A 23882-nucleotide genomic window follows, 5' to 3' on the forward strand; every position below is an offset into this window, starting at 1 on the left:
CGCAAGAGGCCAATTAGGGATAAGCCGCCCCAGGATCACCCCCCCCCCGGCGCGGCGGGCACGCCACCCGCATCCCCCGCGGGCACCCCGCCCCGGCGGCCCCCCCAGCGCCGACACCACGCTCGCGAGCGCGGCCACCGCGCCGACGGACAGATCGATGCCGCCCGTGATGATGACGAACGCCATGCCGATCGAGATCAGCAGGAACATCGAGTTGTATCGCCAGAACGACGTGATGTTGTACGCGTCCGCGAAATGTTCGTAACGCATGACGCCGAGCACGAGCAGCGCCGCGAGCGCGATGAGAATCGGCAAGTTCTTTTTCATGTCGACGTTCAACCTCGCTTGCGTTGCACGTACACCGCGACGATGATGATCGCGGCCTTCAGCACCAGCGCGGCGGCATCCGGAATGCCGTGCGCGAGCAGCGTATAACGCAGCAACTGGATGATGAGCGCGCCGATCAGCGTGCCCGTGATATACGCCTTGCCGCCCGTCAACGCGGTGCCGCCGACCGCGACCGCCGCGATCGCATCGAGCTCCACGCCGAGACCGACGACATTCGCATCCGACGACGAATTCACCGAGATCGAAATCAGCCCGGCTAGCCCGGCGAGCGCCGCGCATACGGTGTACGCGATCATCTTCACGCGCGCGGTCGGAATGCCCGAGAGATACGCGGCGTCCTCATTGCCGCCCGTCACGAGCAGGAACTTGCCGAACAGCGTCTTGCGCACGATCCACGTAAAGAGTGCGACGAGCACGAGCATCAGGAGAATCTGGAACGGCACGCCCGCGATCTTGCCGAGCGCGATCCATTGAAACGCGGGATTCGTGAACGCCTGAAGGCTCCCATCGGTGACGACTTGCGCGATGCCGCGGCCCGCGATGAAGAGCACGAGCGTCGCGACGATCGGCTGCACGTTCAGTCGCGTCACGAGAAAGCCGTTGAAGATGCCGCATAACGCGGCGGCGACGATCGGCAGCGTGAACGCAAGCACGATGCCGAGCGGCCCGTCGACGTTCATGAAGAGCATCGGCGCGAGCGCACCGGCTATCGCCATCGACGCGCCCACGGACAGGTCGATGCCGCCCGTCGCGACGACGAGCGTCATGCCGATGCCGACGATCACGATCGTCACCACTTGCGTGAGATTCACGTTGAACGTCTGCAGCGAAACGAAGTGCTGCGTGAAGATCAGATTGAAGACGATCATCGCGAGCAGCACGGCGACTTCGCGCTGAATCGCCACGCCACGCTTCTTCTTTGCCGATGCCTGCACGATCGGCGCGGCCCGTTGCGTATCATCGATCATGTTTCGCTTCCTCTACCGCCTCGGCGAGCGTCGACTCCGCGCCCGCGCCATACGCGATCGCATCCATGATCGACGCCTCGTTCATCTGCGCGCCGTCTAGTTGCGCGACCGTTTCGCCGTCGCGGATCACGACTGCGCGATCCGCCACTGCCGTGAGTTCTTCCAGTTCCGATGCGGACAGCAGCACCGCCATGCCGGCATCGCGCAATTCGCGCACGATCTTCGCGACGTCGGCTTTCGCGCCCACGTCGATGCCGCGCGTGGGCTCGTCGAGCAGCAAGAGGCGAGGGTGCGTCGCGAGCCAGCGCGCGAGCAGCACCTTCTGCTGATTGCCGCCGGAAAGTTCGCGTATCGGCTGATCGGGCGAGCGTAGCTTGATGCCGAGCGATTCGATGAAGCCATCGACGATCTCGCGCTGCTTCGCGACATCGACGACGCCGCGTTTCGTCAGCGCAGGCAGGCAGACGAGCGTGAGGTTGTCGCGCACGGAAAGCTCCGGCACGATGCCTTCGGCCTTGCGATCTTCCGTCAGATACGCGACGCCGCGCGCGATCGCATCTTTCGGCGATTTGAACGATGCTGGCTCGCCGTTTATATCGAGCGTTCCTTTCGCCGGGCGATCCGCGCCGAAGAGCAGGCGCATCGTTTCCGTGCGGCCCGAGCCGAGCAGGCCCGCGAGGCCGACCGCTTCGCCCGCGTGAACATCGAGCGATACGTCCGTGACCTTCGCGCCCGCCGCGAGCCCTTGCGCCGCGAGCGCGACCGGACCGCGCTTCGCGAGATTCGCTTCCTTCACCGCGCTGTCTTCATGCACGACGGCGGCGAGCGTGCGGCCGAGCATCGTCGTGACGAGCTTCAGCTTGTCCATTTCCTGCATCGTGTTTTCGGCGACGGTCTGGCCGTCGCGCATCACCGTGACGCGATCGCACAGCGCATAGAGTTCATCGAGCCGATGCGAGACGAAGATGACCGCGCGCCCGTCGTCGCGCAAGCGGCGCACGACGGTGAAGAGCAGCTCGACTTCGCGCTCGTCGAGCGAGGACGTCGATTCATCCATGATGACCATCTTCGCATCCGACGACACCGCGCGCGCGAGCGCGACCATCTGCTGAATCGCGGTGGAATAGTCGCGCACGGGCTTTCTCACATCGATACGCAATCCGAACGATTCGAGCAATTCGCTCGCACGCCGTTGCACTATCTTCCAGTCGATGAGACCGAAACGGCGCGGCTCGCGCCCGAGAAAGATGTTTTCCGCGACGGAGCGGAAAGGCACGAGATTGATCTCCTGATAGATCGTGCTGATGCCCGCTTCGCGCGCTTCCTTCGGCGTGCGGAAATCGACTTCGCGGCCATCGAAGCGAATCGTGCCCGCGCTCTTGCGATACGCGCCCGTGAGAATCTTGATGAGCGTGGACTTGCCCGCGCCGTTCTGGCCGATGAGCGCGTGCACTTCGCCCGCTGCGACGGTCAGGCGCGCGCGCTTCAACGCAGCGACGCCGCCGAACGCGATATCGATGTCCTGCATGTCGAGAAGGGGAGTCTGAGCCATGCGTGATATCCGTCGAAATGAAAAAGCGAGCGCCTCCGATCAGACGCCCGCAAGTCACACACACACTTCGCTCAGTACCCGTACTGCATGCTTGCGTCGACGTTGCTCTTGTCGTAGAAGCGATCCGAGACCTTCACCCACGGCGGCACCGTTTCGCCCTTCGCGTACTTCTGCGCGACGTCGCATGCGAGCGGTCCGAAGAACGGGCTGGATTGCACGCTCGCGCCGAGCTCGCCCGCCTTGATCGCTTCGAGGCCGCCCTTGGTGCCGTCGATCGTCACGAGAACGATATCCTTGCCCGGCTGCTTGCCCGCCGCCTTGATCGCCGCGATCGCGCCGAGCGCCATTTCGTCGTTGTGCGCGTAGACCGCGGTCACGTCGGGATGCGCCTGCAAGAGCGTCTCCATCACCTGACGGCCCTTGTCGCGCGCGAAGTCGCCGCTTTGCGACGCAACGATCTTCATGCCGGGATTCTTCGCGATGACATCGTCGAAGCCTTTCTTGCGATCGTTCGCGGCGGACGCGCCCGTCGAGCCTTCCAGCTCGATGATGGTCGCCTTGCCGTTGGTCGCCTTCACGAGCCAGTCGGCGGCGCGCTGACCCTGATCGATGAAGTCCGAGCCGATGAACGTGATGTAGTCCTTGCCCGCCTTCGCCATCGACTGATCGATGTTGCGGTCGACCAGAATCACGGGAATGCCCGCTTTCTTCGCCTGCATCACGACCGGCACGAGCGGCTTTTCCTCGCGCGGCGGGAAGACGAGCAGATCGACGTGCTGCGCGATCATGCTCTGGATGTCCGAGACCTGCTTCGCCGCGGAACTGTTGGCGTCGGTCATGACCATCTGCCAGCCGCATTTCGCCGCGATGTCCTTGAAGCTCTTCGTCTCCGCGAGACGCCACGGATTATTGCTCTCGGTCTGCGCAAAGCCGACCTTCAACGGCTTCTTGTTCGGGATCTTCGGCAGGCCGTCGTCGGCGGCGTGGGCGGCGGTGAAGCCGGCCGCGAGCGTGAGTGCGGCAGCGAGCGGGCGCAGGCCCAGGCGCGATTTCTTATCTAATGACAGCATGTCTTCCTCCATTGAATGGTTAGGCTTTTTCTAACGACGCCGATGCTTGGTGTTGCCCGGTCTGCCTGCTGCGAGAGTCAAACTGCGTACCGCGTTCCGTGCGAATGCGGCGATTGCTTCAGCGCATTTCATTAACGATCAATCGCTAATATTATTAATGGCCAACTGTTTCGCCTCGGTGTTTTCCGCGACGGAGCCGCGCTCGATCAGCGGTCCGTCCAGCTTCACGGTGCGACGCCGAACGGGCGCGCCCGCGGCCCGGTTCTCTTCTTCCTGCAGCAGCGTCTCGACCGCCCAGCGCCCTAGCTCATAGTTCGGCAGCACGACGGTCGAAAGCGGCGGATGCGTATGCCGCGCGATTTCCTGATCGTCGTAGCCGAGCACGGATACATCGTCGGGCACGCGCAGTCCGAGTTGCTTCAACGCCTCGATCGCGCCGAGCGCCATCAGGTCGTTCGCGCAAAAGATCGCGGTCGGCGGATTCGGCTCGCGCATTAGCGAGAGCGTCTGTTCGAAGCCGGTGTCGGGACTCCAGTCCCCTTCGCGCACCAGTTCCGGCGCGAACGGCAGATCGGCTGTGGCGAGCGCGGTCCGATAGCCCTTCAGACGATCGCGCGCCGCGTCCTGCCACGGCTCGCCGTTGATATAGCCAATGCGCTTGTGCCCCGCGGCCAGCAGATGATCCGTCGCGGTGTGCCCGCCCGCCACTTCCGCCGGCACCACCGAAGACACGCTCGCATCGCTCGTGTAGCAGTTGAGCAGCACGGTCGGCACCTTGGCGAGCACGGCCGGCAGCGTGACGCGGCGGGTATAGACCGTCGCGTAGATCACGCCGAGCACGTTCGGATTGCCGAGCGTCGCGTCGAGCACGCGCGCCTCGATCTCCGCATTGCCGTGCGTCGAATAGACGGCGAGCATGCGCCCGTTGGCGAAGGCCGCGTCCCGCGCGCCGTCGATGCTCACGACCGGATGCGGGCTCGTCGAAATTTCGTCGGCGAGATAGACGATCAGATTGCGCTCGCGCTGGCTATCGAGCGCGGCGACCGGTTCGCGCTGCGTCATGCGATAGCCGAGATCTTGCGCGGCGCGCAGCACCTTGTCGCGCGTGGTGTCGGAGAACTTCGCGCCGCTTGCGTTGTTCAGCACGAGCGAGACCGTCGATTGCGAGACTCCGGTGAGCTTCGCGATGTCGGTCATCGTCGGGCGGCGTTGCGTGGATTTTTTCATTGTGCGTGCCGCGCCGGGCGGCTGAACTCTGCGCGAAACCTGTCTCGCGGGCCGGAGAAACTTGCCACTAATATTAGTGATGAACGACGCGGAAAGCACGTTTTTATTGGTCATTTCTGCTCAGGGTTTTCACTGGTTATTACTAATAATATTGACGAGCGGATTACACGCATGCGATTCTGTTTTCGCACTCGCAACGAGGAGAAAGTGCATGGCCAAGTACGACGAGAGCGCGCGAGACGCGCTCGCCGAAGCGTTCGAACGAGACGGCTTCGTCCTGCTGCGCGATCATTTCCCGCGCGCGACGATCGACGCATGGCGCGATGCGTTCGCGCCGCTTCTGCAACCGCACGTCGATGCAGCGCGCGAGGCGTCGGCGAGCGGCAATCGCGGACCGGGCCGCTATTACGTCACGCTGCCGTTCGAAGGCGAGTTCGCGGACCCGTCGGTCTTTTGCGATGAAGACATCGTCGGGATCGTCGAACGCGTGGCCGGGCGCGATCCGGTGATGTGTCAGCTCGCCACCGACACGCCGGTGCTCGGTTCAGAGTTCCAGGACTGGCATCGCGATACGCCGCCGCTCTTCGACGATGCGCCGGAAACGCCTTCGTTCCAGCTCGCGGTGAATTTCCCGCTCGTCGATGTCGATGACCGCAACGGTCCGCTCGAAACGACGCGTGGCACGCATCGCATGTCGCGCGATGAGGCGCTGGCCGGTCTCGAAGCAGGGCGCTTCCCCGCCGAGCGCGTGCCGATGAAAGTCGGCGACGTGATGATTCGCGATGTGCGCGGCCTGCATCGCGGTACGCCGAATCTCATCGGCGAGCCGCGTCCGATGGTCGTGATCGGCTACAGCCGCGCGTGGTATTTCCGGCCCGAGGTGCATATCGACGTGCCGCGCGACGTCTTCGCCGCGTTGCCTCCGCGCGCGCGGCGGCTGCTGCGCTTCAATCCTCAGGTGGAAACGACGGCGCGCACCTTCGACGAAAGCTATCGGCAGTTTGCATATTGAGCGCCGCGCCGTCCGATCCCCTCGTCGAACTGCGTCATGGCGCGCGGCGCGTGCTGCTTGCGCCGCACGTGGGCGGATCGATCGCGGCCTTCGACGAAACGCGCGACGGACGTACGATCGACTGGTTGCGTCCCGCGACGCCCGCCGCGCTGGCCGCACGCGATCCGCTCGGCATGGCGAGCTTTCCGCTCCTGCCGTACTGCAATCGCATCCGCGATGCGCGCTTCGTGTTCGACGGTGCGCTCATCGATCTCTCCGGCGACGGCAACGCCTTTGCGCACGCGCTGCACGGCAACGCGTGGCGCTTGCCGTGGCGTGTCGGCGATGTGTCGGACGCCCGCGCGCGTCTGCATTTTTTGCACGAACCCTCGCGCGATGCCGCGCGTCACTGGCCGTTCGCATACGAGGCGACGCAGGACATCGCGCTCGATGACCACACGCTAAGCGTGACGCTCTCCGCGCGCAACCTGTCCGAGCGGCCGATGCCGTTCGGCATGGGACATCACCCGTACTATCCGCGCACGCGCAATACGCGCGTTCACGCACGCGTCGCGTCGATGTGGCACAGCACGCCCGATCTGCTGCCCACGCATGCGGGCGCGCATCCGTGCGTCGATGCGATGGCGTCGCAAGAAGGCATGTCCGCCGATGCCTTCGATCTCGACAACAACTTCGCCGGTTGGTCGCGCACGGCGACGATCGCGTGGCCCGACGAACGCCGCGCGGTCGCGCTCAGCGCGCAAGCGCCGTTCGATGCCCTGGTGGTGTATGCACCGAAGTCGCATCCCGATTTGCTCTGCGTTGAGCCGGTGAGCAACGTGGCGGACTGGGTCAATCTCGATGTCGACCGCGCCGCGAAGGGCGGCGCGGTGCTGGAACCGGGCGAGTCGGTCAGCGCGACATTCGCCTGGACGACTCACACGGAATAAGGCGTCGCGCCTACTGACCGAAGAAAACGTTGCAGTTCGCCGGGCTGCAGTCGCTATCGCGATGTCCGCTCGCGGAGGCGGGCTTCATGCCGCCATACGCGGAGTCGCCGCCGGAGGCTTGTTGCGGCGTCGCGGCGGTTTGCGTCTGAGATTCATCGGGCATGGCCTGCGACACGTACATCGGGCGCATCGTCTGGACGAGTTGCTGCGCATCGGCGGGCATGCCTTGCGCGTGCGCGACACCGATTCCTGACACGACCGCGCATGCTGCCATCATCGCGAGAAATTTCGGGTTGATCTTTGCCTTCATGTTCCAGCTCCTTGAAACGAATGCACAAGCAGCCGGGAACGCGAGTCTCGGACTCCTTGCCGCTTTGCCGATGGACGGATGAATGGATCGAGCGCGGGCTCGCTTCGTCCGACGCGACAAATGACGACGCACCGGGCGCGACGAATGGCGCTCGGGGATTACCTTACGGCGATGGGAAGGCGCGAGAAATCCCTATCTGGCAGGGATACCTTGGTGGGGATAGGCGTGCGGGTTTAAAGAAGAAGCACGAAAAACGCGCCCGGACTTGCGAAAGTCCGGGCGCGCCGAAACGTGGAAACTCAATACGTTTATTCCGACTTGCCGGAGGTGCCGCCCGACATGTTCGATCCCGAGCTGCCCTTCTTGTGCATCTTGCTGCTGCCCTTGGACGAATCCATCGTGTTCGAGCCCGATGCGCCCGACGTCGAGCCGGTTACACCGTTGCTGTTCGGCGTGCCCATTCCGGTGCCGCCCTGACCGGCCCCGTTGCCGCCCGCCGTGCCGCCACCCGCGCCTGCGCCACCCGCGCCGCCGCCGCCGGCACCGCCGCCCGCGCCTTGCGCGAATGCCGCGCCCGACAAGCCCAGAATCATGGCCGACACAATCAAACTTCTCTTGGCGTTCTTCATGGTTTCCTCCCGTTGATCAATGATCTCGATGCGCGCCGCCTTGCGCAAAGCTGCGGCGTCGCAGATTACATTGCGCAATCACCGTGCCGCGGGAAGAAATCGAATTGTCATGCAGTCGCCTCGTCACACCACTCGATGGCCCACGCCCGCGCGCAATGGACGGCATCCGACTCGCTCGCGAACGCATCCAGCTCGCCGGATTCGAATACTTCCGCATGCGCGGTGCGCTCGTCCGCCGGACGCGTGATGCGTGCGTGCGCGGAGTAGCTGCCGTCTTCGTCGTGATGGGCGGTGCAGTCGATGTGAAACGTCTTGTAGTCGAATCGCATGAAAGGCTCCGAAAGAGATTGCGAGGGCAGGCGCGAAGCGTGCGATGCCGTGATTACCTTTGACTCCGCGCCTCTCGTGAGGTACTGTATAAACATACAGTACCATAATCAAGATGGATCTCTCCGAAAAGCTCGAAATTCTCGCCGACGCCGCCAAATACGACGCGTCGTGTGCGAGCGGCGGCGCGCCCAAACGCGAGTCGCGCGGCATCGATGGCCTCGGCGCGAGCACCGGCTCCGGCATCTGCCATAGCTTCACGCCCGACGGGCGCTGCGTCTCGCTGCTCAAGATTTTGCTGACGAACTTTTGTCTGTACGACTGCCGGTACTGCATCAATCGCCGGTCCAGTAACGTGCCGCGTGCGCGCTTCACGCCGGAAGAAGTTGTTACGCTCACGCTGGATTTCTACCGTCGCAATTACATCGACGGGTTGTTTCTCAGTTCCGGAGTGATTCGTTCGTCGAACTACACGATGGAGCAGCTCGTCCTCGTCGCGAAATTGCTGCGTGAGAAGCACGGATTTCGCGGCTACATCCATCTGAAGACGATTCCCGATGCCGATCCCGAACTCATCGCGCAAGCGGGACGCTATGCCGACCGTCTGAGCGTGAACATCGAATTGCCGACGGAAATCAGCCTCGAGCGGCTCGCGCCGGAAAAGAGCGGCCGCACGATCAAGCTGGCGATGGGCAACATCCGCGTCGCGCGCGAGGAATCGGAAGCGGAGCCGCGCGCGCCGAAGTTCGCGCCGGCGGGGCAGAGCACGCAGATGATCGTCGGCGCCGATGAAACCGACGACCGCACGATCCTCGGCACCGCCGAAACGCTGTACGGCTCTTATCAGCTAAAGCGCGTGTATTACTCGGCGTTCAGCCCGATTCCTGACAGCCCCTCGGGCGTGCCGTCGAAAGCGCCGCCGCTCTTGCGCGAGCATCGGCTGTATCAGGCGGATTTTCTGATGCGCGGCTACGGTTTCGCCGCCGCCGAACTGCTCGGCGATGCCGGCAATCTTCCGCTCGATGTCGATCCGAAACTCGCGTGGGCGCTTGCGCATCGCGAGCGCTTTCCCGTCGATCTGAACGCCGCGCCCGCGCGCATGATCGCGCGCGTGCCGGGCATCGGCATGCGCAACGCGAAGCGCATCGTGGAGTTGCGGCGCGAGCGGCGCGTGCGCTATCACGATCTCGTGCGGCTGCGCTGCGGCATGGACAAGGTGAAGCCGTTCGTCGTCACGGCGGATTACCGGCCGCCGCTCGACGAAGCGCCTTCGGACAGTCTGCGGCGCGCGCTCGCGACCGGCCCGGTGCAGCTCTCGCTGATCTGATGCACGTCATCGCCATCGACGACGAATTCGACGGCTGGCGCGTCGCCGCGCTCGATGCGCTCGCGCAAAAGCTCCCGCCCGAATCGATCGACTGGCGTACGGCTCAGGCGGAGCCGGCGTTGTTCAACGAGTCGGCGCGATCGGCGAAAGCGGCGAAGGCAGCGGATGCGCCGCCTATCCGCGTGTCGCGCGAACTCGCATCGCTGCTGAAAGACGCCGCGCATTTTCGCGACGCGCGCCGCTGGAGCATTTTATATCGCGTGCTGTGGCGCTGGGCGCAGGGCGACCGCTCGGTGGCATCGCCCGCCGATGAAGACGGCGCGCGCCTCTACAAGATGGCGAAGGCGGTGCGCCGCGCGCAGCACGACATGATCGCGTATGTGCGCTTCCGGCAGCGCGACGCGTCGCTCGGCGCGCCGGAATTCGTCGCGTGGTACAAGCCGGATCACGACGTGCTCGCGTGGGGCGCGGAGCATTTCGCCGCGCGCATGGGACGCTCGACATGGCTCATCGCAACGCCCGACGGCGCCGCGATGTTCGACGGCGAGCGCCTGCAACTGGAGCGCGGCCGCGCGCTGGCGTCGGATCATGCGGCGGTCTTGCCGGATGCCGCCGAAGCGCTCTGGATGACCTACTACCGCAGCATCTTCAATCCGGCGCGACTGAACGAATCCGCGCTCGAACAGCATATGCCGGTACGTTTCTGGAAAGGGCTGCCGGAAGGCGCACTGATCCCGAAGCTCGTCAGCGATGCGCGCGGCGGCGCGCGACGCGTCGCGCAGGCGCAAAACGTCGGCGCGCTCGGCGGCAAGGCGGTTCAGGTCGATGCGCTCGCAGCGCAGCCGGAGCGGGACGCGCCCACATCGCTCGATACTTGCCGCCGCTGCGATCTGTGGCGCAACGCGACGCAGGCGGTGCATGGCGCCGGTCCGTCCGATGCGCGCATCATGCTGCTCGGCGAACAGCCCGGCGATCAGGAGGATCTGAAGGGCGAGCCGTTCGTCGGACCGGCCGGGCAGCTGCTTCAGGACGCGATGCAGCGTGCCGGCGTCGTGCGCGAGCACGTCTATCTGACCAATGCGGTGAAGCACTTCAAATGGGAGCCGCGCGGCAAGCGCCGTCTGCACAAGACGCCCGCGCAGCAGGAGGTCGAAGCCTGTTCGTACTGGCTCCAACAGGAACTGCATGACGTCGGCGCGAAGGTGATCGTCACGCTCGGCGCGACCGCGTTGGCCGCGCTTTTCGGACGGCGCGCGACGCTTTCGGCGCATGTCGGGCGCGTCGTGCCGTATCGGGACAAGCTGGTCGTCGCGACGTATCACCCGTCCTACGCGCTGCGCCAGAACGACGAAGCCGCGCGCGAAAAAACCGTCGCGGCTATCGTTGCGGCGCTGGAGCTGGCGTCGTCGTTGAAGGCCTAGCGCGCTCAGAACGCCGCGCGCACGACGCCGCCATCCGCGCGCAACGCCGCGCCGTTCGTCGCCGATGAAAGCTCCGAGCACACGTACGCCACCATGCTGCCGATTTCCTCGGGCGTGATGAAGCGCTTGAGAATCGACGTGGGCCGCGCTTCTTCGAAGAACTGCTTCTCGAATTCGCCGAAGCTCTTGCCGCCCGACAGTTTCTCGACGAACTCGGTGACGCCTTCGGAGCTCGTCGGCCCCGGCAGCACCGAATTGACGGTCACGCCGGTGCCCGCGCAGGTTTCCGCGAGGCCGCGCGCGAGCGAAATCTGCGCCGATTTGGTCACGCCGTAATGAATCATCTCGACGGGAATCTGAATGCCGCTCTCGCTGCTGATGAACACGACGCGGCCCCAGTTCTTCTCCTTCATCTTCGGCAGATACGCGCGCGACAGGCGCACGCCCGACATCACGTTGGTGTTGAAAAAGCGCAGCCATTCGTCGTCGGGAATCTCTTCGAACGGCTTCGGATCGAAGATGCCCATGTTGTTCACGAGAATATCGACGTGCGGAAAGCGCTTCACGAGCGCGTCGACTTGCGCTGCGTCGGAGACGTCGCCGGCGAAGCCTTCGCCCTGTGCGTTGGGCACGAGTTCGCGCAGTTTAGCCAGCGCCGCATCGACAGACGCCTGCGAACGGCCGTTGATGATCACGCGCGCGCCTTCACGCGCGAGCGCCACGGCAATGGCATGTCCGATGCCCTTCGTCGATCCGGATACCAGCGCGAGCTTGTTGCCGATCTTGAGATCCATGTCTGCTCCTTCGATTGGGTTGGCGGAATGCGCCGGCGATTTCGCCACGACGCGTTCCGGGATGTTAGCCATAAGCGCAGTACGTTGCTGAAGCCGCGTCCGGCAAGCGTTCGCCGCCCGTGAAACCCCGCGACATAAATGCTCGATGGCTTCCGCCGCGGTCATCGTCCATAGTTGCGTCCAGCGTGAAACGAAGCAGATGCAGCAGCGAGAACCGAGCCGTGTCACGCATCCACGAATCCACACAGGAGGTGCAACATGTCCAGCTCGATCAACTTGTTCAAGAAAGTGCGCGGCGCGGCGCTCGCCGGTTTCGTCGTCGGCACGGCGCTGCTTGCGGGATGCGCGAGCAATCCGGCGCAGGCATCGAATCAGTACGGGCAGTACGTGCAGACCGTCGCGGCTGCGCCCGCCGTGCGCCCCGACACGATCTATGTCTACGCATTCGCCAGCGACGCGAACGACGTCAAGCTCGACAATCACGGCCTGATTTCGAAGCTCGGCTCGGCGATGTCCGGCGATTCGCAAGCGCGGAAGCAGACGCAAGACGCCATCGCGGCGCGCGAGGAAGTCGCGAACGAAATCGTCGCCAAACTGCAATCGATGGGTCTGCCCGCGATCCGCGCCGACGTGCCGCCGCCGCAAGATCGGAGCGTGCTCGTCGTCGAAGGAAGCATCAATACGATCGATGCGGGCAATCGCCGCCGCCGCATGGTGATCGGCCTCGGCGCGGGCGAAAGCAAGGTCGGCGCGACGGTGCAGCTCGTCCTCAAGCCCGCGAACGGCGTGCCGCAACTGCTCGAACAATTCGACGCGAAAGCCGACAGCGGCCACGCGCCGGGCGTCGCGGAAATGGCGGGCGTCGGCGCGGCGGCGGGGCACGTCGCGACATCGCTCGCGGTGTCGGGCGGGCTGCACGCGGTGTCGGAGACGAAGCACGCGGATGTGTCGTCCGATGAAAAGCGCCTCGGCGACACCATCGCCAAGCAGATCGCCAAGCTCGGCCAGGAGCAGGGCTGGATGCCGGCGAAGAGCTAAGGAAGGCGGCGGCCGTTGCGCGGTCCGGAACGTGCTTGCACTAGAATCCGGACGAATGTTCGCTTCGCGAGGCTGCGCATGCCGACGATTGCCCTGATTGTCCTGACCGTTGTCGTGACGCTCGTCGTCGTGCTGGTGATCGCGAATCTGACGAGCGGCGAAAAGAAGATCGAGCACAGGATCGAACGGCTGTACGCGAGCGACGACCCGCAGTTTCTCCGTTCGATGGGCTTGCTGCTCGGTCCGCCCGTGGTCGGCGGCAACCGCTTCGAGGTGCTCGTGAACGGCGACGAGATTTTCCCGTCGATGCTCGAAGGCATTCGCGCGGCGCGAGAGACGATCACCTTCGAAACCTTCATCTACTGGTCGGGCGCGATCGGCGAGCAAATCGCGCAGGCGCTCTCCGACAAGGCTCGGGCGGGCGTATCGGTGCATGTGCTGCTCGACTGGGTCGGCACGTCGAAGATGGACAAGCGCTATCTGCGCATGCTGCGCGACGCGGGCGCGGAAGTGATCCAGTATCACAAGCCGCACTGGACCGGGCTCGGCCGCATGAACGACCGCACGCACCGCAAGCTGCTCGTAATCGACGGGCGCATCGGCTTCACGGGCGGCGTCGGCATTGCCGAGGAATGGACCGGACACGCGCAGGACGAGAAGCACTGGCGCGACACGCATTTTCGCGTCGAAGGCCCGGCCGTCGGGCAGATGCAGGCCGTGTTCATGGACAACTGGATCAAGACGACGGGCAACGTACTGCACGGCCCGCGCTATTTTCCTGACATCGACGATGCGGGCGACGGCTTCGCGCACATGTTCAGCAGCTCGCCGTCCGGCGGCAGCGACGACATGCAGCTGATGTACCTCATGGCGATCACCGCGGCGACGCGTTCCATCCACTTGTCGAGCGCGTACTTCGTGCCGGACAAGCTGACGATCAACGCGATCGTCGAGGCGGCGCGGCGCGGCGTGCGGGTTCGCATCATCACGCCGGGCAAGCGCATCGACACGCATACGGTGCGCGAGGCATCGCGCGCGTGCTGGGGCGACCTGCTCGCGGTGGGCGTCGAAATGTTCGAATATCAGCCGACGATGTTCCACTGCAAGCTGATCGTCGTCGATGAGTACCTGGTGTCGGTCGGCTCGACGAATTTCGACAGCCGCTCCTTCAAGCTGAACGACGAAGCCAATCTGAACATCTACGACCGCGACTTCGCGCGCCAGCAAACGGCGATTTTCGATGACGACGTCGCCCGCGCGAAACGCATCACGCTCGAAGACTGGCGCCGCCGTTCGCTCACCGAGAAGCTGCTGGAGCGCGTGGCCGCGCTGCTCGATCCGCAGCTTTGACTTTCGCGCATTCCGTGTTGCGAATATTTCTCATCTTGGCCTAAAGATCGCCTGACGAAAGCCGATAAGACGCTCACGCAAACGGGTCTCTCGGTCTACGGCAATCATGCACGGCACCTATAACTTTTGGCTGGTCGCGGCATCGCTCGTAGTCGCCACGCTCGCTTCCTTTACTGCGCTCGATATCTCGGGCCGCATCGCATCGCTTGCGCAGTCGCGCACGCGGCACGTCTGGCTCGCGGGCGGTGCGGCGTCGATGGGCATCGGCATCTGGTCGATGCATTTCATCGGCGTACTCGCGTTCGAATTGCCTATCCCGCTCGGCTATGACCTGAAGATCACCGCCGGGTCGCTCGGCATCGCGGTGCTCGTGTCGTTCTTCGCGCTGCTCGTCATTACGAGCAGGCGTCTGACGATGAAGCGCCTCGTCGCGAGCAGTCTCTTGATGGGCGCGGGCATCGCGGCGATGCACTACACGGGCGATGCCGCGATGCGGATGCAGCCCGCGATCACGTACGATCCGCTGCTGTTCGCGGCGTCGATCGTGATTGCGGTGGTCGCATCGGGGGCGGCGTTGTGGATCGCCCATACGCTCTCGGATGCGAACCAGACGAACGTGCTCGCCAAGCGACTCGGGTCGGCGCTGGTGATGGGCCTCGCGATCACCGGCATGCACTACACGGGCAACGCGGCGGCGGAGTTTCTGCCGGGCTCGATCTGCGGCGCGGCCAACGACATCGACTCGCGCTGGCTCGCGACGACTGTCGTGCTATTCACGCTGACCATTCTGATTATCACGCTCGTGCTGTCGCGCTTCGATGCGCGCACGGCGCTGCTTGCAGGTTCGGTGTCGCGGCTGAACGGGCAGATCGTACGCATGGCGACCTTCGATACGCTGACGGACCTGCCGAACCGCCGCACGATGAACGAGCGCATCGATCGCGCGATTCGAAACGCGCGGCACAGCGACAGCCGTTTCGCGATTCTCTTCATGGACCTGGATGGCTTCAAGACGATCAACGACTCGTTGGGCCATACGGTCGGCGACGAAGTGCTGAAGGCATTCGCGCGACGTCTGCAGGAATGCGTGCGCGGCGGCGACACGGTGGCGCGTCTGGGCGGCGACGAGTTCGTCGTGATGCTCGAACACCTGCACGCGCCGACGGATGCCGAGAAGATGGCCGAACGCATCCTCGATACGATGAAAAAGGGACTCGTCGTCGGGAGTCATCCGTTGCAGGTGATGCCGAGCATCGGCATTGCGCTCTTTTCGCAGGATGGCGACAGCGTCGAATCGCTGCTCAAGCACGCGGACGTCGCGATGTACGAAGCGAAGCGCGGCGGGCGCAGCACCTATCGCTTCTTCGAGGCGAGCATGAACGAGGCGGCGGTGCGGACGCTGCAGATTCAGCAGGCGTTGCACGAGGCGCTGAATGGCGGCCATTTCTATCTTCTGTTTCAGCCGAAGTTCCGAGGCAAAAGCGGCGAGCTGGCGGGCGCGGAAGCGTTGATCCGGCTGGATCATCCGGAGATCGGCACGTTGACGCCGCTCGAGTTCATCCCGATCGCGGAGCGTTCCGGACAGATCGTGCAGATCGGATACTGGGTCGTGCGCGAAACGTGCCGGCACATGTCGCGTTGGCGCGCGGAAGGGCGTCCGCCGGTGAAGGTGGCGATCAACCTGTCGCCGCGGCAGATGCACGAGGCGGATCTTGTCGCGAACATCATGACGATCGTGCGCGAGGAAGGCGTCGAGAGCGAGCAGATCATGTTCGAGATCACCGAGTCGGTGGCGATGCAGGACGCGCCGCGCACCATCGAGATGATTCGCGCGTTTCAGGAGAATGGTTTCGAGATCGCAATCGACGATTTCGGCACCGGATATTCGAGCCTCGCGTATTTGCAGCGGTTTCGCGCGAAGCAGTTGAAGATCGATCGGTTCTTCACGAACGGGCTGGATGAGAACGGGCAGGAGGGGCGCGCGATCGTCTCGGCGATTATTGCGCTCGCGCATTCGCTCGATATGGATGTCGTGGCGGAAGGCGTCGAGACCGGGTCGCAGCTCGATCGCTTGCAGGACATGATGTGCGATGAGATGCAGGGGTTCTTGCTGGCGATGCCTTTGTCGGCGGATGCGTTTGGGGGGATGCTGGAGAAGGCTGCTGTCGGTGTTTGATTTTTGGTCGTGGAATCCTGTGAGATCAGGATTTCACGAAACGAGCCCGAGGGAAAGCCACACAAAAGACGCAAACACGAACCTCAATCCATCGCCGCATGCGCCACCGACTCCTCCGCCGCGGTCTTCTTCGCCGGCCGGATCAGCAGCAGCAACGGCACCACCAACAACGTCGCGACAAACATCAGCTTGAAGTCGTTGAGATAAGCAATCATCGAAGCCTGCTGCGTGATCGTTTGATTGAGCATCGCCATGTCCGTCATCGAGCCGCCGGACAGCATCGGCTGCATCGCCGGATTGAACGGCGTCACTTGCGCGGCGAGGTCCGCGTGGGCGACCTGCGTGTTGCGCGTCATCAGCGTCTGCACGATGGAAATACCGATACTGCTGCCGATATTGCGCATCAGGCTGTAAGTCGCGGTGCCATCCGCGCGCAACTCGGGCGTGAGCGTCGAAAACGTCAGCGCCGACAGCGGCACGAACACGAGTCCCAGCCCGAAGCCCTGAATCACGCCCGGCCAAACGATATCCGATGCCGACAGCACGATCGTGTAATGCATCATCTGCCAGAGCGCGAACGCCGAAATCAGAAATCCCGACAGCAGCAGCACACGCGCATCGATGTGCTTCAGCAGGCGTCCGGCGACGAGCATCGCGATCATCGTGCCCGCGCCGCTCGGCGCCGTGACGAGGCCTGTCGTCGCGACCGGATAGTTCATCAGGTTCTGCAACATCGGCGGCAACAGCGCGCGCGTCGCGTACATCACCGCGCCGATCACGAAGATGAAGCACGTTCCGGTCGCGAAGTTGCGGTCCTTCAGCAACTGATATTTGAAGAACGAGCGCGACCCGGCCGTCGCCGTATGCGCGATGAAGAACACGAAACTCAGCGCCGCGAGAATCGCCTCGATGCGGATTTCCATCGATCCGAACCAGTCGAGTTGTTCGCCGCGATCGAGCATCGCCTGGAACGCGCCGATCGCAAGGCCGAGCGTCGCGAAGCCGAACGCGTCGAACTTCACCGCGCGGCGCGCGATCTGCGCGGGCAGAAACGTCACTACGCCGAAGAGCGCGAACGCACCGATCGGCACGTTGATGAAAAAGACCCAGCGCCAGTTGTAGCTGTCCGTGAGCCAGCCACCGAGCGTCGGACCGAGAATCGGACCGACCATCACTCCCATGCCCCAGACGGCCATCGCCTGGCCCTGTTTCTCGCGCGGATTGATGTCGAGCAGGATCGATTGCGACAGCGGCACGAGCGACGCCCCGAACACGCCCTGCAACAGCCGCGACGCGACGATCTGCGTGAGCGTCTCCGACAGCCCGCAAAACGCCGACGCGACGGTGAAACCCGCAATCGAAATACACAGCAGCTTCTTCACGCTCAACTGGTCCGAGAGCCAGCCAGTGAGCGGCGTAGCGATCGCGGCGGCGACGATATACGAGGTCAGCACCCAGGTGATTTCGTCCTGGGACGCCGACAGCGTGCCCTGCATATGCGGCAGCGCGACGTTCGCGATGGTGCTGTCGAGCGTCTGGATCAGCGTGGCGAGCATGATCGAGACAGTCAGCATGCCGCGGTTCAATGGCGCTGCGGCGCGTTCCGTGGGGACTTCGAGGGACATGGACGTGGCCGCAAGGCGGCGGCTTTTGTAAGTACGATGATGATAAGCAGGCTTATTATAGAACGGCCGCGATCTCGCGCAATGCGGTCAATTACCGGGTGTACACGAGATGCGCGCATCGAAAGGCGTTACATATAATCGCGCGATGGAAACCCAACTCGACAAACGCTTCGGCTTTCTGGTCGCGGACGTGGACCGCCTGTGCGGCAACCGCTTCGACGTGCTGGCGAAGTCATCGCTCAATCTGACGCGCGCGCAATGCCGCGTGCTCGCGTATCTCTCGCATTACGGCGAGGTCAATCAGGCGCGGCTCGCCGGGCTGCTGGAAGTCGCGCCGATTTCCGCCGGCCGTCTGCTCGATCGCATGGAAGAGGGCGGCTGGATCGAGCGCCGCCCGAATCCCGACGATCGTCGCGAGCGTCAGGTTCGCATGACCGCGAAGGCGGAGAAGGCGCTCGACCGCGCGCGGCGCGTCGGCGACGAGATCGCAGCAGAAGCGCTCGCGGGCTTCAGCCGGCAGGAAAGCGAGCAATTGATCGCGCTTCTGCAACGCGTGCGCGGCAATCTGAGCCGTATCGTCGATCGGTGATTCATCCGCGCTTGGATCGCCGATTGCTTCAGCGTTGTCCGCAAGCGTCGTTGTCCAGCGCCGCCATCCATCCGGAGAAGATCGATCATGAACAAACGCACCGCACCGTTGGCCGTCCTCGCGCTGTCCGTCGCCGCTTTCGTCTCGATGCCCATCGCGCAGGCGCAAGACACGGCCGCATCCACGCCGAAGCAGATCAAGAAAGCCCAGCGAAAGGAAGCGCGCGCGAAGAAGAACGCCGAGCTGAAGCAACTCGAACAGAACGGCTACAACCCCGCTGGCGAGCAGACCAACTATCCGCAGAATCTGCAAAACGCGCAGTCGAAGATCAATGCGCAGAAGGCGGGCAAGCCGGCGCCGGCATCGACGCCGTAATCGGACGCTTGTTCCGGGACGACGCGGAAAACGCCATCCGCTTCATTAAGGCAGTCGATACGACGAGATCGCGTTGATCGCAAAGCGCGCGACGCATGATGCGGCAATCGCGTGATGTCCGCGCTCGACGCCGACGGCGGGATACGGCAGTATCTCGGCATCAGGCGCAAGTTCCAGATATGCGACGAAGAGCCGGAATACGGCCGATGTATCGGGGAGGCCACGCATGCGATGGCGGTCATGGCTGTTGATCTTCGCCCTGTGCGACGCACACGCGGCATCGCGCTACTACGCGCCCGTGACGTTTTATCCGCACGACGCGGTGCGGGTATCGCGTTTCGCATCGAAGACCGGGGCGATGCAGGTGCCTTACGGCGCAGGCGCGAAAGTCGAGGAAGGCGACTTCTATATCGTTTCGAATGCAACTTTCAAGGCGCTGACCGCGCAAGTGCAACGCGATGGCACGATCGCGCTCGTGCAGTCCGAGTGGACGCCCGAACGCGCCGCGAGCCAGATCTGGACCATCGACAAGGAAGGCAGCGGCTTTCGTCTTTACTCGAAGCTATATGGACGTTACGTGACGCTCGGCGCGCGTGTCGAGCTCGAAGCGCCATCGGGCGATGCGCGGCAGAACTGGAGCATCGAAGCCGATGCGAACGTCGTGACCATCGCGGCCACCGGCACGAAGACGGGACTCGTCGTCGGGCATCATGCGTTGCGCGACGGTGCGTCCGTCGAAGTCAATGCGCAGGCCGGACAGTGGCGTCTGTACAAGACCGGAAGCGATGGCGGCGATCATGCGTATCGCATGCTCGATGCTTCGGCGCGCTCGACTTACGACAACATCGGCAGGCGCTATCACTTGAGCGCGTATGCACCCGATGCGATCGAGGCCGAACGGCTCGGCGGTTTTCGCTGGACTGACTATCATCCGTCGGGGCTGTATGTGTCGAAGGGCGAAACCGTCGTGATCGATGTGAACGGTCTCGCCGACGATGGTCCCGATGGCCTCATCGTCATGGTCGGCAACAAGAACGGCTTCTATCGGCGGCAAGCCGCGGGCGATCCGCAAACGATCCTCGCGACCGAAGGACGCAACGCGTTCGTCGCATCGCGCGATGGCTTGCTCTACTTCGAATACATCGACAGCGGATACAACGAGCGGCCACGTACGTCGATCGATGTCATCGTGCGCGAAGGCGGCAAGCCGGTGCCGTTCTATGTCGAAGGTGCGACGACGCCCGCCGAATGGCGCGCGATGCTGCAGCGTCATGCGGATGCGCCGCTCGTCGAGATGGTCGGCAAGCGCACGATGTTCACCGTCGCGCGCGCCATGTACGACAAGTCGGGCGCGGCGGATCCGGCCGCATTGCTCGATTATGTCGAGCGCATCATGGGCTATCACGACGAACTGTCCGGACTCGATGGCACGGAAGCACTCGATGCGCCGTCGCCGTTGCGCGTGCATTTCGTGCAGGACGCGATTTCGACCCACGCCGAGTTGCAGAACACGTATCTCTACGCGACGTACTACATGATCGGCCTGCCGCTCAATAGCGCGGCCGAGACCTTGCTCAAGCCCGCGAAAGCCGACGAATGGGGCGTATGGCACGAGATGGGACACATGTATCAGCAATGGGACTGGACATGGCCGGGCGTGACGGAGACGACGGTGAACGTCTATTCGCTGCATGCGCTGGAACGCCTCGGCACGCCGATGCCTTCGCCACTGCTGCAAGTCGTCGACGCGCGCGGCAAGAAGAATCGCATCGATCTCGCGGCGCAGTATTTCGCGCAGCCGTCACGCAATTTTCTCGACGATGCGTCGTTTCCGATGCCACCGGAAGCGCTCTGGATCAGGCTCGTCATGTACGAGCAGTTGCGCCGCGCACTCGGCAACGGCTTCTATGCGCGGCTGCACAAGCTGTATCGGCGGCATCCGCTGACGGAGGATGAAGGCGGCGACCAGAACGAAGTGCAACGCTTCGTGCTGCGTGCGTGCATGGCGGCCAATCTCGATCTGACGGATTTCTTCGAGCGATGGGGACTGCCGGTCGATGCTGGCACGCGTGCGGCGATTGCCGGGCTGAAGCTGAGCGCGCCGAAGACCGATTTGACGCGCACGCGGATTTAAGGCAAAAAAACGCCGACGCATGCACGCGTCGGCGAAGTCCTGGCTTTTACGAGGGCTGCCAGAAACGCTTCAGTTCCTCATGCTGCATCCGCGAGCCGAATGGTCTGCTGTTCTTTGCGCCGCGTCCCCGGCCGGCCGATGAGCGCGCCCGGCACATTACCGATGCCGAACGCGGGTCGCGCGAGAAAGAAACCCTGCGCGAGCACGTGCGGCCACTGCGCAATCCATTGCGCCTGCGCGGCCGTTTCCACACCTTCGACGACGATCGCCACCTTCAGCCGCGTAAGAAGCGTGAGCACCGACGAAAAGACCAGACACGCGTTCGGGCAGCGCGGCGCTTCGGCGAGCAGTTCCTTCGCGATCTTGACGGTGCCGAAGTCGATCGGTCCGAGCGCGGCGAGACATGAATAGCCGGTGCCGAAATCGTCCATCGCGACGCTCACGCCCTTGTTCTTGAGACGCCGCACGACCTTGCGCATCGCCGGCATGCGCGCGAGATCTTCGCTTTCCAGCAGTTCGAGTTCGATGCAATCGGGCGTGATGTCGTGCGCGCGGCAAATCGATTCCATCCGCTCGGCGAAGCCCGGCAACGCCGCGACCGATGGCGGGACGTTCACGGCGACCGAATAGTGTGCGCCGCCACTTTCGCGCCACTCGCCAATTTCGGACGCGACCGCGTCCAGCACGAACCATGTCAGTTCGCGCATGATGTCGGCGTCCTTGAACGCCTCGCTGAATGCGCCTGGCAGCAATACGCCGTATTCCGGATGACGCCAGCGAATGAGCGCTTCCATTTGCGCGAGTTCGCCGCCGTGGACTCGGTAGATTCCCTGATAGGCGATGCAGAATTCTCCGGCCTTGAGGCCTTCGAGTATGCGATGCCTGAATGCATGATCTGACTCCGGCGCGGCTTTCGCGACAGGCGAGCCGTGTGTCGTTCTTTTCATGCTCTAGCCATCCCTCCCAGTTGGTCGTGGAAGCGGTTGCACGAGTCGTGCCAGAAACTATGATCGCGCGTCGTCCAATCCAAGTAAATTCGGTGAGCCCCTTGGAGACAACGTTTGCCTCCTTAAGGGGAGCGTTTGCGCTTGCGTGTGGACGCATCGTTCAGCCATCCCGAGTCACGTAACGCAACCGTAACGCGTGATGGTCTGTGTGGGCTGGCGCACATAACGCAAGCACATATTGCGCTGCATCGGCATGGCGTTTTGCAGTTTTGTATATAGCGATTCCGGAACATTTGTAATCCCGACTAGTGTCGGCGCCGGAAAATGATCGCTGCGAACGGCGGGCGCGCACCAAAATTGGGACACGCGGCGCTTCCGCACAGGCGACCGCCGGTCGATGAGCATGGGTATGCCGCTGTCTTCGCTTACGACAGTCTTTCCGCGACGTCGACCGTCAGGCGGTCGCGGTTTCGGCGATAGGGCGCATGCGTTCCAGCGCGCTGCCATCCTCGCGGAACAGATGCACATGGCGAATGCTGAAGCCCGCGTTCAGGCGCTGTCCTTCGACGGCCGTCGATTCGCCCGAGCCTTTCACCTGAATCACGAGTTCGTTCGGCAAACGGACATGCAGCAGCGTCTCGCCGCCGAGATGCTCGATCACCATGACTTCGCCTGCAAGGCCGCTGTCGATATCGCCGCCGCCCGATTCGACGAAATGCTCGGGCCGGATGCCAAGCGTAAGCGTCTCGCCCGCGTGCACGGACGAAGCCGCGAACGGCAGCGTCAACGACTCGCCGCCCGGCAATTCGATGGTGACGCCCATAGCATCCACGCGCATCACGCGCACATCCATGAAGTTCATTTTCGGCGAGCCGATGAAACCCGCGACGAAGCGATTGTGTGGCGTGCGATACAGCTCCAGCGGCGAGCCGATCTGTTCGACGCGTCCATGATTCAGCACGACGATGCGATCGGCCATCGTCATCGCTTCGGTCTGATCGTGCGTGACGTAGATCATCGTCGCATTGAGCTGCTTGTGCAGCTTGATGAGTTCGAGGCGCATCTGCACGCGCAATGCGGCGTCGAGATTGGAGAGCGGCTCGTCGAAGAGAAAGACTTTCGGCTCGCGTACGATGGACCGGCCGATCGCCACGCGCTGACGCTGCCCGCCCGACAGCGCGCGCGGACGCCGTTCGAGCAACTGGCCGATCTGCAAGATCTCGGCCGCGCGATGCACGCGTTCCTTGATCTGCGCTTCGGGCAACTTGAGCATGCGCAAACCGAACGCGATGTTCTCGTACACCGACATGTGCGGATAAAGCGCATACGACTGAAACACCATCGCGACGCCGCGTTGCGAAGGCTCGAGTTCGGTGACGTCCTCGCCGCCAATCAGTACTTGCCCTGAGTCGCAGCGTTCGAGTCCGGCGATGGTGCGAAGCAAGGTCGACTTTCCGCATCCCGAAGGACCGACGAAAACCATGAACTCGCGATCGGTCACTTCTATGTCGACGCCCTTCAGCACGTCGACGCCAGCGAATGCCTTGCGGATCTGCTGCAAATGAACTGCGCTCATGCGTTGTCTCCCGTTTGCTGCTGCGGCAGCGCAGCATCCGATGCGTCGTCGAATTTGTTCTTGACAAGCTGTTCGCGCCAAAATATACAATTGTAAAACCGAAATTACAAGTGAAACGACGCGCACCAAAGATCACGAACGAACGCACCAGAGAAGCC

22 protein-coding genes and 1 pseudogene are annotated in these 23882 nt (G+C 63.5%); 10 read left to right on the forward strand and 13 right to left on the reverse strand.

Annotation, left to right across the window (positions count from 1 at the left end):
* From NCS67_RS20790 to NCS67_RS20810, 5 genes and pseudogenes are all read right to left on the reverse strand, one after another.
* A pseudogene (locus NCS67_RS20790) lies at positions 1-327 on the reverse strand (ABC transporter permease); the annotation flags it as partial.
* Between the two features lie 8 nt (positions 328-335).
* A complete protein-coding gene (locus NCS67_RS20795; protein ID WP_250436378.1) occupies positions 336-1316 on the reverse strand; it encodes an ABC transporter permease in 981 nt (326 codons plus the stop codon).
* Positions 1306-2868 carry a sugar ABC transporter ATP-binding protein gene (locus tag NCS67_RS20800; protein WP_250436379.1) on the reverse strand — a complete coding sequence of 521 codons (1563 nt, stop codon included), beginning with the start codon at positions 2866-2868 and terminating at the stop codon, positions 1306-1308. The genes NCS67_RS20795 and NCS67_RS20800 overlap by 11 nt, the downstream gene beginning before the upstream one ends.
* Positions 2869-2939: 71 nt before the next feature.
* The gene (locus NCS67_RS20805) at positions 2940-3938 is read right to left on the reverse strand and encodes an ABC transporter substrate-binding protein (RefSeq protein WP_250436380.1); all 999 of its coding nucleotides are present in this window, start codon (positions 3936-3938) and stop codon (positions 2940-2942) included.
* Positions 3939-4076: 138 nt separating this feature from the next.
* Positions 4077-5165, reverse strand: a complete 1089-nt coding sequence (locus NCS67_RS20810) for a LacI family DNA-binding transcriptional regulator (protein WP_008347735.1) — start codon at positions 5163-5165, stop codon at positions 4077-4079.
* Between the two features lie 211 nt (positions 5166-5376).
* Here NCS67_RS20810 and NCS67_RS20815 point away from each other — a divergent pair, with 211 nt between their 5' ends.
* Both NCS67_RS20815 and NCS67_RS20820 read left to right on the forward strand, forming a co-directional pair.
* On the forward strand, positions 5377-6177 hold the full coding sequence (locus NCS67_RS20815) for a phytanoyl-CoA dioxygenase family protein (RefSeq protein ID WP_250436381.1): 801 nt from the start codon (positions 5377-5379) through the stop codon (positions 6175-6177).
* Complete coding sequence (locus NCS67_RS20820; RefSeq protein WP_250436382.1) at positions 6174-7106, forward strand: aldose 1-epimerase; 933 nt, start codon at positions 6174-6176, stop codon at positions 7104-7106. The genes NCS67_RS20815 and NCS67_RS20820 overlap by 4 nt, the downstream gene beginning before the upstream one ends.
* 10 nt (positions 7107-7116) lie before the next feature.
* On the opposite strand, the gene NCS67_RS20825 is transcribed toward NCS67_RS20820, so the two are convergent.
* From NCS67_RS20825 to NCS67_RS20835, 3 genes are all read right to left on the reverse strand, one after another.
* Entirely contained in the window at positions 7117-7416 is a 300-nt protein-coding gene (locus tag NCS67_RS20825; RefSeq protein WP_250436383.1) for a hypothetical protein, read from the reverse strand.
* Positions 7417-7724: 308 nt separating this feature from the next.
* Positions 7725-8045, reverse strand: a complete 321-nt coding sequence (locus NCS67_RS20830) for a hypothetical protein (protein ID WP_250436385.1) — start codon at positions 8043-8045, stop codon at positions 7725-7727.
* Positions 8046-8152: 107 nt separating this feature from the next.
* Entirely contained in the window at positions 8153-8374 is a 222-nt protein-coding gene (locus NCS67_RS20835) for a hypothetical protein (RefSeq protein ID WP_250436387.1), read from the reverse strand.
* A 113-nt stretch (positions 8375-8487) separates the two neighbouring features.
* Between NCS67_RS20835 and NCS67_RS20840 the strand changes: the two genes are divergently transcribed.
* Together NCS67_RS20840 and NCS67_RS20845 are read left to right on the forward strand one after the other, a co-directional pair.
* A complete protein-coding gene (locus NCS67_RS20840; protein WP_008347746.1) occupies positions 8488-9699 on the forward strand; it encodes a putative DNA modification/repair radical SAM protein in 1212 nt (403 codons plus the stop codon).
* Complete coding sequence (locus NCS67_RS20845; RefSeq protein ID WP_250436389.1) at positions 9699-11120, forward strand: UdgX family uracil-DNA binding protein; 1422 nt, start codon at positions 9699-9701, stop codon at positions 11118-11120. Before NCS67_RS20840 ends, NCS67_RS20845 begins: the two co-directional genes overlap by 1 nt.
* 5 nt (positions 11121-11125) lie before the next feature.
* On the opposite strand, the gene NCS67_RS20850 is transcribed toward NCS67_RS20845, so the two are convergent.
* Positions 11126-11914, reverse strand: coding sequence for an SDR family NAD(P)-dependent oxidoreductase (locus NCS67_RS20850; protein ID WP_008347750.1), 789 nt, complete (start codon positions 11912-11914; stop codon positions 11126-11128).
* 258 nt (positions 11915-12172) lie between these two features.
* On the opposite strand from NCS67_RS20850, the gene NCS67_RS20855 reads away from it, so the two are divergent.
* The 3 genes from NCS67_RS20855 (at position 12173) to NCS67_RS20865 (ending at position 16478) form a co-directional block, all read left to right on the forward strand.
* Positions 12173-12952, forward strand: a complete 780-nt coding sequence (locus tag NCS67_RS20855) for a DUF4410 domain-containing protein (protein ID WP_250436391.1) — start codon at positions 12173-12175, stop codon at positions 12950-12952.
* Positions 12953-13030: 78 nt separating this feature from the next.
* Positions 13031-14302: a cardiolipin synthase gene (cls, locus tag NCS67_RS20860; RefSeq protein WP_250436393.1), complete on the forward strand. Its 1272-nt coding sequence runs from the start codon at positions 13031-13033 to the stop codon at positions 14300-14302.
* 106 nt (positions 14303-14408) lie between these two features.
* Positions 14409-16478 (forward strand): putative bifunctional diguanylate cyclase/phosphodiesterase, encoded by a 2070-nt coding sequence (locus NCS67_RS20865; protein ID WP_008347756.1) that lies wholly within the window; start codon positions 14409-14411, stop codon positions 16476-16478.
* Between the two features lie 83 nt (positions 16479-16561).
* Here the strand turns inward: NCS67_RS20865 and NCS67_RS20870 are convergent, their stop codons facing one another.
* The gene (locus NCS67_RS20870; RefSeq protein WP_250436396.1) at positions 16562-18052 is read right to left on the reverse strand and encodes a DHA2 family efflux MFS transporter permease subunit; all 1491 of its coding nucleotides are present in this window, start codon (positions 18050-18052) and stop codon (positions 16562-16564) included.
* Between the two features lie 196 nt (positions 18053-18248).
* On the opposite strand from NCS67_RS20870, the gene NCS67_RS20875 reads away from it, so the two are divergent.
* Positions 18249-18692: a MarR family winged helix-turn-helix transcriptional regulator gene (locus tag NCS67_RS20875; protein ID WP_175980620.1), complete on the forward strand. Its 444-nt coding sequence runs from the start codon at positions 18249-18251 to the stop codon at positions 18690-18692.
* Positions 18693-18779: 87 nt separating this feature from the next.
* Positions 18780-19067 carry a DUF4148 domain-containing protein gene (locus NCS67_RS20880; RefSeq protein ID WP_008347763.1) on the forward strand — a complete coding sequence of 96 codons (288 nt, stop codon included), beginning with the start codon at positions 18780-18782 and terminating at the stop codon, positions 19065-19067.
* A 45-nt stretch (positions 19068-19112) separates the two neighbouring features.
* Here the strand turns inward: NCS67_RS20880 and NCS67_RS20885 are convergent, their stop codons facing one another.
* Complete coding sequence (locus NCS67_RS20885; RefSeq protein WP_175980622.1) at positions 19113-19295, reverse strand: hypothetical protein; 183 nt, start codon at positions 19293-19295, stop codon at positions 19113-19115.
* On the opposite strand from NCS67_RS20885, the gene NCS67_RS20890 reads away from it, so the two are divergent.
* Positions 19294-21201, forward strand: a complete 1908-nt coding sequence (locus tag NCS67_RS20890; RefSeq protein ID WP_250436397.1) for a M60 family metallopeptidase — start codon at positions 19294-19296, stop codon at positions 21199-21201. The two genes, NCS67_RS20885 and NCS67_RS20890, sit on opposite strands and share 2 nt — an antisense overlap.
* A 77-nt stretch (positions 21202-21278) precedes the next feature.
* Here the strand turns inward: NCS67_RS20890 and NCS67_RS20895 are convergent, their stop codons facing one another.
* The gene (locus NCS67_RS20895) at positions 21279-22148 is read right to left on the reverse strand and encodes an EAL domain-containing protein (protein ID WP_008347768.1); all 870 of its coding nucleotides are present in this window, start codon (positions 22146-22148) and stop codon (positions 21279-21281) included.
* A 454-nt stretch (positions 22149-22602) separates the two neighbouring features.
* Positions 22603-23724 carry an ABC transporter ATP-binding protein gene (locus tag NCS67_RS20900; protein WP_250436398.1) on the reverse strand — a complete coding sequence of 374 codons (1122 nt, stop codon included), beginning with the start codon at positions 23722-23724 and terminating at the stop codon, positions 22603-22605.
* Between the last annotated feature and the right edge of the window lie 158 nt (positions 23725-23882).

It is taken from the genome of Caballeronia sp. ATUFL_F2_KS9A, from assembly GCF_023630765.1.
GTDB classification, from domain to species: domain Bacteria; phylum Pseudomonadota; class Gammaproteobacteria; order Burkholderiales; family Burkholderiaceae; genus Caballeronia; species Caballeronia zhejiangensis.